The organism is Litoribrevibacter euphylliae (assembly GCF_042646085.1).
Classification (GTDB): domain Bacteria; phylum Pseudomonadota; class Gammaproteobacteria; order Pseudomonadales; family Litoribrevibacteraceae; genus Litoribrevibacter; species Litoribrevibacter euphylliae.
In genome coordinates this window covers 527,613-542,303 of record NZ_JBHRSZ010000007.1, presented here as the reverse complement: position 1 = coordinate 542,303, position 14,691 = coordinate 527,613, and the positions used below count along the sequence as shown (strand labels likewise).

Sequence of the window (14,691 nt, the reverse complement as noted above, 5' to 3'; positions counted from 1 at the left end):
CCTCAGAACCTTATTTGGCAATCTGTTCCAACGTATTAATTCGCTGGATATCACCGTTCGACAACCCCAACTCGTACTTCATATAGTCATTCAACGCTTGAGCACTGGCGTTCTCTCCTAACGCATCTCGATATGCCTCAACAAGCGCTCTTTTTTGATCGAACGCTTTACGTCTCTCGGCCAATGCAATCAGACGAGCCGCTGCTTCATCGCCATACGTTTGAGCATACGCCTGGTATTGTGTTGCGGAATCACTCCCTGCTATGTCTTCAGACAGTTCCTTATGATGAATAGCTAACTGACTGGCCTCGCGCTCGACTTGCTGTACTTGTGGTAATTGCTGATCGAGACTAGCTAGCTGTTGTTGAATCTCTGCTTCTGACGCATCTGACAAACTGACGTGTAAGCGTTTCAGCATCAGCTCGTCATAGTCGTTTTCTTCACCAAACAAGGCAGCCTGAGTGGCTTGATCAAACACTTGGGACTGTAATGCCTCTCGCTCATGAAACACGCGAGTTAACGAGGTCAGATCCGATGGCGTTACCAACTGACCGGGATCGTACAACCGCCCCCAAACGTCCGGTTCAACGGCTAACTGATTCAGTTGCGTCTTGTAGTCGATGTACTGGGCTAAAAACCGAGAGGCCTGTTCTCGCGCAGGCGACACCAATTGCTCAGAAAAATAGGCTTCCAGCCAAGTGGTAATTTCCTCGATGGACGCATCGTCTTGTGCGGTAAAGAAATAATCTAGGACCTGTTTGGCCTGAGAATTAACGATCAGATTTCCCTGTTCATCAACCTCTAACGCACCAACCACACGGGTTCCCTGAAACTGAGAGGGTAACGCTGCTTGCCATTCAATGACTTGCTGAGCCCCTTTATTATCAGAAACTACAGCTTCGGGCTTAAGATTGCCTGCAGCATCCGTAATATTCTCACGAGAAGTCACAACCTCCCTCTCATTAAGACTATGGCTCTCACTGAATTTACTATCTGATGACGCACGTTGATTTTCAAATGTCATGCTCATCACAGCTAAACCGGCCATGACAGCCATCAACCCACATACGGTTACTTTCAAAGACGTTTTCATAAACCTGCCCTTCTTTCACAGAAAAACTTTGGCGGTCTAAGACCACCAAAGCCTTTCAAAACCTTCTTGGAACCTATTCAGTGCTTACAAACCTTGATTCTTAAGGCGGTTAGCGTGTGTCAGATACAAAGACGGCACATCCATAAACCAATGGCCTAAGCCCATGGTTTGGTTAATCGCATCGAAGTGGTTGTGCTTATAATTCATCTTCAAACCATTACCCAAGCCGTGACCACAGTTTGGCACTAAGCCATCCCACACAAAATCACCTGGCACAAACAACGACACCACCGTCACAAAGATAGAATCCAACGGATCAAACCAGTTAGTACGAGACTTCACACCACCCCATGAGTAGTAACGGACACCATTCACAGTCTGATTCACAAAGTACTTAGACGACACTTCCCCTTGGGTACCGTTTTGGTTATCCATGCAATCTTTCGAAGGCAAGCCTTGTGGGTATTGACGGTTAAACTCAGCAACCTTGTTGATGTCAGTCGCTTCAGCTAATGCCAGGATACTTTGCTGACCTCGTTGCTCACTGTTGTAACTGCCGTCTTGCGGTACACCTGACAAGAACTCGATAAAGTTGAAGGTATTATCAATCAGGAACGCTCCCACCGACTCCAAGAAGCTGCCTTCTTCAATCGCGTTACGGAAACCGTTGGAGAAATGCGTGCCCCGGTTCATACCGAACACAGTGGTTACAGACGCAATACGATCTGGCATAACCGCCGCCGCATAACGCGCCGCCAATGCACCCTGACTGTGAGCAATCAAGTTGACTTTTTCAGCACCGGTAATGGCCAGAATGTTTTCCAGATCAGCAATCAGTTCCTCTGAGCGTTGCTCATTAGACTGAATTGAACTCAAATTGGTGACATACACTTCCGCACCATAACGACGCAACTTACCCGTAATGCCATACCAATAATCAATGCCTAACGCAGTATCAAATGCAGCCGCACCCGGTACCATGACAATAGGATATTGAGTAGACGCTGCCCCCGCCAAAGACACCTGGCTGAACAGCAATGTAGATAAAACAAGAATTAAGCGATAAATCATGAGACACCCCTTTTATTGTTATTTGGTGAGGGGTGGATCTTAGAAGAGGCCAACCAGTCCGCTAACTACCCATTCGGATAGACTGAACCGTTAAGCCATTGAACTGTGAATCAGTCGTGGTTCCATCCATGAACAACGACTAGATTGCGTGAAATAGTTAAGACATAAATGTGAGATACAAAAAACCGAGCACTTAGGCTCGGTTTATTGTTACCAGTAACGGAATTACTGAATGAGGTACATAGCCTCGCTTGTGCCAATAGACATTCTCGCACCGCCATTTGCTTCTTCAGCAGAGCGAATGTGCCAACTGTCTTTGTTGACACTCCCTAAAATGTCAAAGCCATTCCATAAGACATTGCCAGAAATCGCAGAGATTTTAGAAAGGCGGCTATGTCTGTAAAAGTTCGTTGATTGAGCAACAAATATTGCAGACGTATCAAGAGGATCAGCAACAATCTCAATAATGTTATTGTCTAGATCAAATTCATTTATTCCCTGTAAATTCGCATCCAATATTTTTAATAAAGAGTGTCCTGGACCATCCACACAAGCAATCTCAGGTATTTGGTCATTATTAATATTAATGACTTCCATCCTTCTACAATATATATCTGCTTCGGCAAATAACTCAAAGCCACTAGTAACCTGCGTCAATATTTGTGTCTTACCCCAGGATGATGCGACATAATCATCCAAACCATCATTATTAAAGTCTGCAACTACAATGTCAGAGATATCATTAGAAAAGGATGAGTTATTACTAATTAAAACATCATTCTTAATATCAACAATATTGATGTTACTTCCTTGGGCATATATAACATCCCACATATTATCTCTATTAGCTTTCAATAATTTTAGTCGCTCAACCCCTGATGAGTCGCTATCAACTTCACCACTCCACTCTGTTATAACATCATCAATACTTAGAACTAATAAATCTGTTGGGTTTAGATATCCACCAGAAAGACCTAAAAACAACTCATCCGTATCATCTGCATCGTAGTCAAGGACTATTCCTGCTGTTATCCCATACGGATCGAGCCCAGTAGAACGAATAGACTCTCTCCCTATATGGAAGTCCAAACTATCTATGCTGCTTGAAGCTCTCATATATAGAGCTTTATCATCATTATCAACAGTGCCCCATCCGAAACTTACAAAAGATGATCCAAAACCGTCGACTTGATAAGTCGACAGGATTGAATTATCAACAACTACCAAATGATAGCCATACTTAAAAAGTATTTCGTTATCAGGATCTTGATCAATATTTCCCATCGTAAATACAGAAGCTCGATTATTCCATTCCAAAGGCCAACTAGCTTCAATCTCAAGATTTCCAGAACTAACATCATAAGCTACTGTCCCACCATCCCAATAGTCATAGCCTACAATCAACTCTTCCTGAGGATCAGTATCAATATTCCCAACAAATATTGATTCCACGTAAGAATCAACCAGATCCTTCTTCAAAGAAATTTCCTTGGAAACGGCATCAAAAATTCTTAATTCATCATCAGAATTATCTACTGCTACAATCTCAGAAATATTGTCCGCATTTACATCTCCTATAGATATAAACTGTCCAAACCCTTGTTGATAAAACCATTGATTGGCAAACGTGGCCCCATCATAGACATAACCGTTATTAGTGATAATTTCCAAAGCTTCATCACTATCTACATTCCCAATTGTAACTTCAAAAGCATCATCTCCCACGGGAAGTCGCTCGGAAGCATTAGTAACAATATCTCTTACTTCCACAAACCAATCAAAGTGATCATCTCTTAGTAAAATTTGCAATGAAGGGTTCCCACTAGTCGTAAGCTTCCCTACGCTTAAAGCCACTAAACGCTCAGGAATACTTAAATTAAGCAAAGCTTCTGCTCTTGCAGTTTCTGCATAGATCACGGATACACCGTACTCTGTTCCAACAATAATGTCCTGAACACCATTTCCGTCGACGTCAAATGCCTGCAACTGCTTGATAAGACCTTCCGTGGGTAACGAATAAGGATAAAGCCAATCCTGTACATACTGATCCCCTTCTTGAGCCAACAGCATCACTTTCTTACTACCATCTGTTGTAAGAATTTCATTGTTACCATCACCATCAAAGTCAGCCACATGTAGCGAATGATTCACAGAAGAAAAAGCTGTCTCTGACCTAGCAATCACTGAAGTAGAAATAGAACGTTCAACCCTAAACTCAATATCAATAAACGAGTTTGAATTATTAGGAGATAACACTCTCAATTCATATAAAGATATCCCACCAAATTCAGGTTCAACAGCCATCCATGTCACTTGCCCCTCATCATCAATGGTCATTCCTTCTGGAACACCTTCCAGTACAGCACTGATAGGCTGGTTTGGTGTATCAGGATCAATCATTGCCGCCGTAAAACTTACAACATCACCAGGAGTAAAACTCGCCGGAACGTCACTCACCTCCAGTACTCTCGGAGCATCTTCAACTTGGATAGTAGCTACTTCAGACAGTACTTGATTATGTCCATCAGAGACTAAAACACGAACGCCTACTTCATCACCATAAAAAGCCGTAAACGGAGGAAATTCATTTGTATTTGTCGTAAGTACTAACTCTTCGTTAACGTACCAACGATATTCTAAGAAGGTAATAGGATCATTTTCTAAATCTGAAACGGAGGGGTTATCAACATAAATAGGGAAGCGTGTATCTCTCGCATAGTCACGAAAGTAAATACTTGGACTATCTACGATAGGTATCATATTGATGTTATCGTATGGGATAAACTGGAGGTTACCAATATTGTCATCTATTAATTCTGACGTATCATTCAGCAATACTCCTGTTTCTAGGTAACCATCATTATCATTATCCAGAGAGACAACAATATTCTGTTCTGAATGAACATTAATTTGGCCGCTTTGCGTACCATTAGAAAAAGTTACTCCGCCACTTTTCAAAGAGTTATTGCTATAAGTAATGGCATTTTGGGTAGAAACAGTTACATAACCGACTTCACTTAAATAGATATTCCCATTTAAAGATAATGCTTGCGTATGAGGGTCTATGGACTCAATAAAGTTCTTATAGTGAACCTGAAGAGATATATTGGTATCCGTAACCGTTAAATTGTGATTGGAAGAATATAAGCCAAGTGCATAAGAGTTTTCGATGTAACCATCCAGGATAGAAACGCCTTCTGAAGAAGTTACCGTTACTCCATCATAATAAAACGTGTAATCCTCAAAATTCTCTGAATTATAAGAAATATGTCCTTTGCCATTGGTCGTTGCATCATCGTACTGACATGCATTAAAACTAATATTAACAACGCCCACGCCATATTCATCAACATTGCCGTTATAGCTAATTGAACCTGTATCACAATTAACCACATCATCAACAGGAATCACTTCAGAAGCACTAATTGCACTGGTGGATAGTTCAGCTGACTTTGACGTTTCAATTTTTGAAGAAGAGCCAGCAAGTCTCTTTTTCGTTGCAGTAGTTAGAGAGCCAATATTTAACTTAGTAAGTGTTTTTATTGAAGACAGTGTACTTTGACTGCTGGAAACACTGGCTAATACAGGGCCTGTTGGCTCTTCAACATCATTACCTTCTGGGCCAAATAAATATGAGGTGAATTCCAGTAAATTTCGTTCCGACAAACTAGCAACTTCAGTCTCGCCGCTGTAAGACGAATTCGCCAATTGAACATAGTATTGGTTAGCTTTGGTTTGAGTAGAAAAAGACTGTGTCGGTTTCTCCTTATTGTCTCCAGAGCTGGAGCCGCCACCGCCTCCACCACAGGCTACAAGCTGACTTCCAGCCAGCATACAGATCATCAATTTCTTGGACGTATTCATAGAATCACCTTCGTTAGCAGCACCTAAAGATACGGATGAACAAGCCGTACTTAGAAAACTGGCTACTGTGCTATTTCGTTATTATTTGGCAGGAATTTAAAACGATCATCCCTAGAAAACAGGGAGTTCAGAAAAAGCGGGGATAAAGGGATTAGGCCTCGTAAACCTAATCAAAAGCAGAGCAAATCAGACTTTCCTTAGTCACACAAAGCTTCTGAAATTGATCATATCCAATCCTTGGATATGAAACATACCAGAACGTCGGCAGCATTCAAGAAAATTAAACGATCGTTTGAACAATTTTTATACTCAAAACCATAAATACACCAAGTACTAAACTGATCACCAGATGCTCAAGCATGACAAATTAATTCAAGTTCTTAAAAGAGTATGACAGACAGCTTCCAAGCTTCATCATTTTTGTAAGAAGCGACTACTTCTCCAACAACATCACCGCGATGCCCAAGAAATCCGAGCTTGAAATCACTCCTACCAGCTTGCCATTTTCCACAACCGGTAGTGCACCGACCCGCAATTCTTGAAGCTTAACCGCAGCCGAAGACAAAGACTCAGACGCCTCAATGGTTTCAACGTCGGTGGTCATGATTTCCGAGATCTGAAGACGGCCTTCCAAAAGATTTTTACTGCGCTCATAGTTTTCCGACAGATTGGAGACACTGGCAGCATAGATGTCACGCTTAGAGATGATGCCTTCAACTTTGCCTTCTTTATCCACAATCGGAATCTGACGAATGCGTTTCGACTCCATTAACTCACGTGCCTGCGCCAAGGTAGCATTAGCGTTTAAGGTTGCAACGTCGGAAGTCATCACGTCTTTGATTTTCATTTAAAGATCCTTCATTAAAGAAATACACACAGCTTTTAAGATAGCCAACTTTGACCAAACCATAGAGCCAAATCCGTGAAAGAGTTCATTACTGGCTATTTCACTTTAGGCGATCCGAAGGCGTAGTTATTCTTGCCTTCGCTTTTCACTTTATACAACGAATGGTCTGCCTGTTCGACTAATTCCTGTGGTTCCAAACCATCATCCGGGAATAAACTGACACCAATAGAAGCACTGCAGGTTAGCGCCAGGTTGCCAATCACGATAGGCGTACTCATAACATTCAGCAGTGCCTTCATTACCCGATCGACATCACTGGCCTGACTAATGTGGTTAAGAATGATCAGGAACTCATCACCACCGTAGCGAATGACCGCATCGCCTTTTCTCGTCACCTGCTTCATGCGCTTGGACACTTCGATTAAAACATCGTCACCAATACCATGACCATGGTCATCGTTAATCTGTTTGAAGCCATCAAGATCACAAAAACAAAACGCCACCTTTTTATTTAAACGACGCGCCCCTTCCAGAAAGAAATGGATCGATTCTTCAAACCATTCACGATTGTTGATTTGCGTTAATGCATCCAAATAGGCTTTACGTTCAAGATATTGAAGGTTCTCTTCCAGTTTGATTCGGTGCTTTAAATCCACCACGGCGGCAACGGTAATCTGCTTTCCATTGATATGCGCCGGAGAAATCGACACATCTACCGGGCAACTACTACCGTCTTTTTTCAGCAACGCTAAACGCCTTCCTGTGCCAGCAAGCCGTCGTCGAGGGTTCTGGACATAATTTTCACGATCAATTTGATGTTGTCGACGCATGTGTTTGGGTACCAGAGTTTCAATAGCCATGCCCTTGAGCTCATTAGCTGAATACTGGGACAGCGTTGCAAGATACTCATTGACCAACAAGATTTCACCACGGCGATCTACCAACACCATGCCATTAGGCGAAGCGTTAAAAACCTCTTCAAAATAACCTTCGACACGGTCTTTGCCTTCTTCGATGGCATTAATCTTAACGGCATAGCTATAAAGAAAAACCAACGCCATTGCTAACAACAGCGCAATCACAATGCCATCGGAAATCACCAGTTCATAACTCGTCAACAAGTTACGCAGTTGGGATAACGTCACCAAACCTACCAGCACAAAGATCAACCCTCGGCGTAACAGATAGCTGCCTGTTCGCTGCTGGAACAGAGTCTTCATATACCCTTTATCTCTATGCAGCAACAACACCGAAACGGTCAAACACACCATGGCACTCAAGGTCACCAGTGAAATACCTAACGAAAACTCTCCCGAGTAAAACAGAGGCATTTGATTGAGGTAACCGGTAAAAAAGATCAGTTCAAAGAAGGCAGCAATGATCACCAGCAACTGCTCGCCATGAAACGCCTGTTTTGGGTCGACAAGCAAGCCGGTCAACATCGCGGATGACAATAAGAAAAACAGCCAACTGGTGTGAGGCGAGGAAACCAGCGAAGCCAATCGTAATTCCCCTGAGACGTCCAACTGTACCAAGCCATAATAACTGCCCGAGACAAACTCAATCAGGTTCATCAACGACCAACAACCCACGATTCCGGCCAAGGAAAATACCGCCCAGAAAGAACAGGTGTGTGAGGACACTGTGTCTCGAATCAGCAAGGCTGCCGACATCAACACAATCATAGTAATGGTATTGAAGGAAGTCTCTGGAAAACCGGCCACGACCTGATACAGCACAGAGATTTCAAACACCCGCCCAATCAGGGCAATCAATCCAATCGCTAAGGCACACAACGAGTACAGACTAGCTCGGGACAGTCGCTTTTTAAGCATCATTCAAACTCTATACAGGATGGAAAGACATAGGACAAAGGAGAGGCCGATTCAGACCCCCAAAATATCCCTAAAAGTATAGTTATAAGAATGAAAAGCTTACGAATAAACCTTGAGACTTTCGCCCTTTAATCAGTAGATATATGAGCGCATGTATGCCAGTCATCACCATAGGTATCAATGCCCAAGCAGACTGCCATTGCAGCAGCCGTTCAGGAAGCTTTGACTGAGTGAGTTCAACGTCCTCTTCTGTGTATCTGAACTCGCTCACCCGAATCGAATTCGGTTACGCATTCTTCATCCTCTATCTTCGCCTGAATTCAGAGAATATAACTCTGCTTTTGTCCCAGTGTGATTATTCGCTGAAACACTATCTCGTTTCAGGAATAAAGCTTGTTGATAAAATTAGTGGTTAACATACCTGTCAGCATGTATTAGGTTATTGTTTTAATGATATGTGTGTACTGGTTAAGAAATTACTCACCATTTATCACAGCGTTATATATTTTTTGATTAGAGAGAGGACAAGATGGAACACCCAGTTAGAATAGTCTTAAGAAAACAAAGAACAGACAGCACAGGAAAAGAGTTAGATCCAGAATATAAAACAGTAGACATTGATAGTGCAGAACTTGAGCATTTATTGTGTGATCCTAATAGTGCTCTATTCGGAAGCTTTAAGGTAATAGGAGCAGAAGCTATAAGTGCAGAAGAAATTCAGAAAAAGTATGATGAAGGGAGTATTAATCTAGATGATTCCTTTGATTTCTAAAGCATCTAATAAAAAGCGTTAACCGTCTGATGAGGATCGTATGGGATTAGATTATGTTGCATTAGCAAATAAAACAAAGAAAGAGTATATACGCCCATCTCCATATATCAGTCATAGCTCTATATCACATCTTGTTAATGACTGGTTTTTATCGTCTTCAGTTTTATACCTAATCAGTGAACCTCATATCCGTGATAAGCCAAAAGGTTTGTTTAGTGAAACTTTTTGCGGTTCTTGGGCAAATTCCGAATTTATATGGGTAAGCGATTACGATGAAATATACGATGGTAACCCCGAGTGGCAAAAAGATTGGAGTGATTTATCTTGTGATGCATATATTGTTTTGATGGAGCAAAGTCATAGGGGTATGCATGATCTTTTTGCTAGCTTAACAGTAAACCCAGATACAATTCGCCTGTTGGGTTACGTGTATGAACAGACAAAATCGGAAGAACTTGAAAGTAAGTTAATCGATGTATTCGGTAAAGGGTGGCAAAATTGGTACTATTTTTCGGTAAGTCACAAGCATAAACAAATTAAAGACTGGCCGAACATCAATTCTGAGGGTTGAAACAGTTAACCAGACGACACACTTTGCTTAGTAAGCTAGCTATTAGCACTCAAAATAATGAATGAAGAATTACTCATAAATATAACAGGTATTATGGATGAAGAAGCGTTTCATAAGTACATATCAAAGACGCTCAACCTTCCTGACTATTATGGAAATAACCTAGATGCATTCTGGGCTTGCATCACAGATAACGATCAATCTTCTATGCCAAAAACCTTGAAAATAAAAGGTCTCGCAGCTCTAAAGGGTTTTCTCCCAGAATTGCATGACGGCTTTATAGAGTGCCTTCAAGATTACGCAAAAGAATTTCCAGAACGACAGGTTATATTTCATCAAGACAGTTCATCGAATGAAGACATTTAGCTCAAGGATGAATATTAATTTTGTTGCTAGCCTCAAATCTAACAAAGCCAAGAATACCGTTACTAAAAAATAAAGCTCATCTACTCCAACTCCTACCACATCAATACTCTGCACTTTCCTAACCCCACCATCCCAAAACCCATATAGTGACTATTTTTTGCTCAGCTTTGAGCTATGGTAATTTTCAGCACGTCATAAATTCATTCTTTTTACGCCCTGCTCTGTTGAGAGGGTCAGGAACACACCATGCACTTACCAACGTCACTCAAACTAATGGCTTGCTTAACTATGAGTCTCAACACCTTTGCCAGCGATCACGCTGATACACTGCTTACCAACGCTACGATTTACGGATACGAACAGGCCGATGCCATCGCTATTCTCGACGGGAAAATCCTCGATATTGGTGATAGTGAAGCGTTGGCGGGCTACCGTACTGCCAACACCGAAGTCATTGATCTCGAATACGCTTTTGTCATGCCCGGTTTTATCGACAACCACAATCATGTATTTGAAGCAGCATCCGAAGCCGGAGGCAACTGCGAGCTGGATATGGATGCTCTTGCGGATGAGCAAATTCCCTATCTCAAAGCATGTCGGCGTCATGCCAACCCTGATGAATGGTTGATAGGTTACGGTTTTTCGATTGATGCCGTACTGCATGAAGATAATCGTCACACGCCGCTGGAAGTGATCGACCGAATTTTTCCGGATCAGCCTGTGGTGATCATGGAGCAGACCTCCCATTCCATGTGGGTCAATTCGGTTGCGCTGGCGGAGGCAGGCATCACCTCACGGACGCCAGAACCTCAAGGCGGAAAGATTCTGAAAGATGAAACCACCGGCGAGCTAAACGGTATCCTGTTGGATAACGCCGGTGACATTGTGATGGAAATGGCCTGGAACAGCCTCAAGAATCAATTCGATCAGAGTTATAAGGGCTTAATGATCGGCTTGGCCGAAGCCGCTGCCCACGGCATTACCACTATTGGCGATGGTCGTTTGTATTGGAAACGCGGTTGGTACGAGGTGTGGAAAGAGGCCGAAAAAGCCGGTGATCTCACTGCCCGCGTTTCACTTCGCCCGTGGATTTACCCCACCGATGCCATGGCCCCTCAATTGGACTATTTGAAAACCATCCACACCACGGATCGTTCCGGCTTGCTGCTGACCAATCAAGTCAAGATGTACAGTGATGGCATCTTTGTTAACGGCACCGCCAAAACGCTTGACCCTTATCATGATACCCACATTCCTGATGAGCCGTTTGGCATTAACTACATTCCACCGAATCAGATGAAAACCTGGTTGAGCGAGCTGGCAACACTGGGCTACAGCGCCCATATTCACGCCATTGGTGACGGTGCCATTCGCGAATCGCTCAACGCCATTGAACATGTAAAGCGCACACAAGAGAAACAACAAAGCACGAAACAACAAGCCACGAAATTGCTCTACACCCTAACGCACGTTGAATTAGTGAACCCGAAGGATGTACCACGTTTTGCTGAGCTGGATGTCACTGCCGATTTTCAGGTCGGTTCGGACTATGTAGCGGAACACGATCACGGCTGGGCCGAATTCTTTCTCGGTAAAATGCGCACCCTTGCGATGATGAACCTCAGAGCCATCTACGACACCGGTGCCAACCTGTCGCTTAGTAGCGACTGGAATGTCCACAGCATCAACCCGTTGGTTGGTATCGCCAACAGCTTGAAAATGGCCAAAACCGGCTTACCCAATGTTCACGCCGCCATCGACGCCTATACCATCAATGCCGCCAAGAGCCTGGGCATTGAGGACATCACCGGATCTTTGGATGTGGGTAAATCCGCAGACTTGGTGATCTTGGAAAAAGACATCACACAGCTGTCCATTAACCAAATTGCCAAGACCGAAATCTGGATGACGATGCTGCAAGGCAAGATAGTGTTTGATATTGATGATTAAGGGACTTTTTATTAAGGGAACTCTTTGTTAAGGAACTTTTTATTAAGGAAGCCAGTATGGCCGTACAACGTTTCTACGTCGAAGTAGCGACCAAGCAGGTGTTGTTACTGCTAATGATAGGTCCTTGGTTATACGCCAACACCTTCGACAGCATGCGCCACATGGAGCAGGAAAATCAGTCGGCCATTCTTGCCGTGGTGGGATTATTGATGGCAGCCGGCATTGTCGGCCTGTTTGAAGCTACCTACCAGAAAACAACACTGAGCAACCCGATACACCGCCATCTGGTGCATTTCACCAAGTTGTTTCTGTTAATCGGAATCAGTGAATTAATGATTCTCGCCTTGGCGACGATCGGCACCACGCATTGGTTATGGGATGATCCGCTGCTCTGGGCATTGCTGCCCATTTATGCCGCGCTGTATGTCTTTGATTGGTGGGACGCTCTTAGCGCTGCAACCCGGTCACCAACTGGTGATGCTGCTGAAAAGCAGTGATCACCGCCTTGCCTCGCTTCGACAAGGCCAGTCCGTTGCGCCAGCACAGCTCCACTCGTCGCGCGATGGTTTGGGTTTCAAAATCACAGTCCAACGCCACCAGCTGACCACTGTCGATCAGAGACTTCACAGCGTCTTTCGGCAAAAAGGCAAAGCCTTGGTGTTGAATAAGTAATTGAGTGACGGTGGAGACGTCTGAAAAGACGCCATAGCTTGGGCTAAAACCATCATTCGAATCGGCATCTGCGTCGCCCCACACTAACTCACGATACTGGCTCAACAACGCGGTAGAGACCGTTGTCTCCTTGGCGAGCGGATGTTCAACACCGCACACCAAGATTTCGTGATAACCGCCCAAACGACAATACTCACACTGTGAGTGATGGACGATCTCCGACTCATGAATCAGGATCAAATCCACCTCACCAGCAGCTAAGGCTGCTACTAAGCCTACTTTGTCATCACGATAGACATCCACATTCAACGACGCCGTTTCAGAGGAGCTAAGTATCTCAGTCAGCGGTTGCAAGAAGGCACTTTCAGGTAGGAAGTGTTCAATGCCGATATTCAGTACCGTCGGCTCCGCTTTTGCTAAGGTATAAGCGCTGTCGATGAAGTGATCCAATTGCCCAAGACTGTGCGTGAGTGCAGGCAACAGGCGTTGCCCATCCTCAGTTAACGAGGTCTTATTGCCGCTACGCTCAAAAAAGGTCACACCCAGATCGCATTCCAGATCCGAGATCCACTGGCTGACTTGGGGCTGCGTCTTACCCAACTTACGCGCCGCCGCAGAAATGGAACCGGTTTCAATGGCTAACAACAGGGCTTTGAGATGTAAGGTGTTCATAAACAATCAGTCTAGCGAACCATTAACAATCAGCCCAATAGCTGCTTACGTAAACGTTCAGCAATCTCTTCCGGGCGTTCCTGCATGAAGCAATGACCACCTTCCACCGTTTCTGCATGAAAGGCAGTGTGGTTTTTCAAGCGCTCAATGGAACGGGCAATGAACGGATAGGTTTTCTTGGCCGCCCAGATTTCGGTCGGAGTGGAAATACGTTTCAACGACGGCCACAAACGTTTCGGGTAGGACGAAAAAATATCGGCTTCGCGCTTCGGCGGACACTTCAAGCTGACACCATCATGAGTGTCTTGCAACGCATAATCCACATAGGCTTGAAGGCATTCAGGCTGCCAGCCTTTGAAAGTGCCACGTTCATGGAAATAATCGTAAGCGGCTTCGCGGTTATCCCACTCTTGTGTGCGAACGCGTGCTTGTTTCGCCAAAGGTAATTGCTGAAGCAGACCGAATAAGTCGATGGTTGCCATCACTCGTAACATCCCCGGCGGGAAAATCACTGGGTCGAGCAAAATTGCCTGATCAAAACAGTGCTTATCTTTGGCCATCATCAAGGAGGTAATCACGCCACCGAAACTGTGCCCGACCGCATAGATAGGCACCGCTTGTGGTAATAACCCGGAGAAATGGTGAACGACTTCCAAAGCCAAGCTCGCGCACTTATTCCACCCCATAAAACGACCGCCGGTATCGCTGTCACCGTGGCCCGGCAAGTCGGTGATCAAGAGATCGAAGTCGTTTAACAGCGGCTTCAACATAGGTAAGTAAGTGAGTCCGCAGAAGCCATTGCCGTGCAAGAAATGAATAATCGGTTTACCACTGAAACGGGTACGCCAACCTCTCAAATTAAATCCGGTACGGACTTGATACGACCAAGGCTCTAATTCTGGAATCATCTGATGACCTACTTTATGCGGCTAATTCAAAGGCAATAGTTTAATAGGTTCCAGCTTGGAATAAATAACA

General features: G+C 44.0%; 12 protein-coding genes. 5 read left to right on the top strand and 7 right to left on the bottom strand.

Annotated elements, in window-relative coordinates; all coding sequences use genetic code 11:
• Window positions 1-10: 10 nt before the first annotated feature.
• The 5 genes from ACFOEK_RS17600 to ACFOEK_RS17580 all read right to left on the bottom strand — a co-directional run bounded on the left by ACFOEK_RS17600 (window position 11) and on the right by ACFOEK_RS17580 (window position 8,713).
• Window positions 11-1,093, bottom strand: coding sequence for a lipase secretion chaperone (locus ACFOEK_RS17600; protein ID WP_386722783.1), 1,083 nt, complete (start codon window positions 1,091-1,093; stop codon window positions 11-13).
• A gap of 84 nt (window positions 1,094-1,177) precedes the next feature.
• Complete coding sequence (locus ACFOEK_RS17595) at window positions 1,178-2,164, bottom strand: lipase family alpha/beta hydrolase (RefSeq protein ID WP_386722782.1); 987 nt, start codon at window positions 2,162-2,164, stop codon at window positions 1,178-1,180.
• A gap of 225 nt (window positions 2,165-2,389) precedes the next feature.
• Window positions 2,390-6,028 (bottom strand): FG-GAP repeat domain-containing protein, encoded by a 3,639-nt coding sequence (locus tag ACFOEK_RS17590; protein WP_386722781.1) that lies wholly within the window; start codon window positions 6,026-6,028, stop codon window positions 2,390-2,392.
• Window positions 6,029-6,461: 433 nt separating this feature from the next.
• The gene (locus tag ACFOEK_RS17585; protein ID WP_386722780.1) at window positions 6,462-6,875 is read right to left on the bottom strand and encodes a CBS domain-containing protein; all 414 of its coding nucleotides are present in this window, start codon (window positions 6,873-6,875) and stop codon (window positions 6,462-6,464) included.
• A 95-nt stretch (window positions 6,876-6,970) separates the two neighbouring features.
• The gene (locus ACFOEK_RS17580; RefSeq protein ID WP_386722779.1) at window positions 6,971-8,713 is read right to left on the bottom strand and encodes a diguanylate cyclase domain-containing protein; all 1,743 of its coding nucleotides are present in this window, start codon (window positions 8,711-8,713) and stop codon (window positions 6,971-6,973) included.
• 526 nt (window positions 8,714-9,239) lie between these two features.
• On the opposite strand from ACFOEK_RS17580, the gene ACFOEK_RS17575 reads away from it, so the two are divergent.
• From ACFOEK_RS17575 to ACFOEK_RS17555, 5 genes are all read left to right on the top strand, one after another.
• Complete coding sequence (locus ACFOEK_RS17575; RefSeq protein WP_386722778.1) at window positions 9,240-9,482, top strand: hypothetical protein; 243 nt, start codon at window positions 9,240-9,242, stop codon at window positions 9,480-9,482.
• A gap of 40 nt (window positions 9,483-9,522) precedes the next feature.
• A complete protein-coding gene (locus ACFOEK_RS17570) occupies window positions 9,523-10,053 on the top strand; it encodes a hypothetical protein (protein ID WP_386722777.1) in 531 nt (176 codons plus the stop codon).
• 57 nt (window positions 10,054-10,110) lie between these two features.
• Window positions 10,111-10,419: a barstar family protein gene (locus tag ACFOEK_RS17565; protein ID WP_386722776.1), complete on the top strand. Its 309-nt coding sequence runs from the start codon at window positions 10,111-10,113 to the stop codon at window positions 10,417-10,419.
• A gap of 246 nt (window positions 10,420-10,665) precedes the next feature.
• Window positions 10,666-12,369 carry an amidohydrolase gene (locus ACFOEK_RS17560; protein WP_386722775.1) on the top strand — a complete coding sequence of 568 codons (1,704 nt, stop codon included), beginning with the start codon at window positions 10,666-10,668 and terminating at the stop codon, window positions 12,367-12,369.
• A 56-nt stretch (window positions 12,370-12,425) separates the two neighbouring features.
• On the top strand, window positions 12,426-12,866 hold the full coding sequence (locus ACFOEK_RS17555; protein ID WP_386722774.1) for a hypothetical protein: 441 nt from the start codon (window positions 12,426-12,428) through the stop codon (window positions 12,864-12,866).
• On the opposite strand, the gene ACFOEK_RS17550 is transcribed toward ACFOEK_RS17555, so the two are convergent.
• Complete coding sequence (locus tag ACFOEK_RS17550; RefSeq protein ID WP_386722773.1) at window positions 12,817-13,713, bottom strand: LysR family transcriptional regulator; 897 nt, start codon at window positions 13,711-13,713, stop codon at window positions 12,817-12,819. The genes ACFOEK_RS17555 and ACFOEK_RS17550 overlap by 50 nt on opposite strands.
• Before the next feature lie 29 nt (window positions 13,714-13,742).
• Window positions 13,743-14,621 carry an alpha/beta fold hydrolase gene (locus tag ACFOEK_RS17545; RefSeq protein ID WP_386722772.1) on the bottom strand — a complete coding sequence of 293 codons (879 nt, stop codon included), beginning with the start codon at window positions 14,619-14,621 and terminating at the stop codon, window positions 13,743-13,745.
• Window positions 14,622-14,691: the final 70 nt, after the last annotated feature.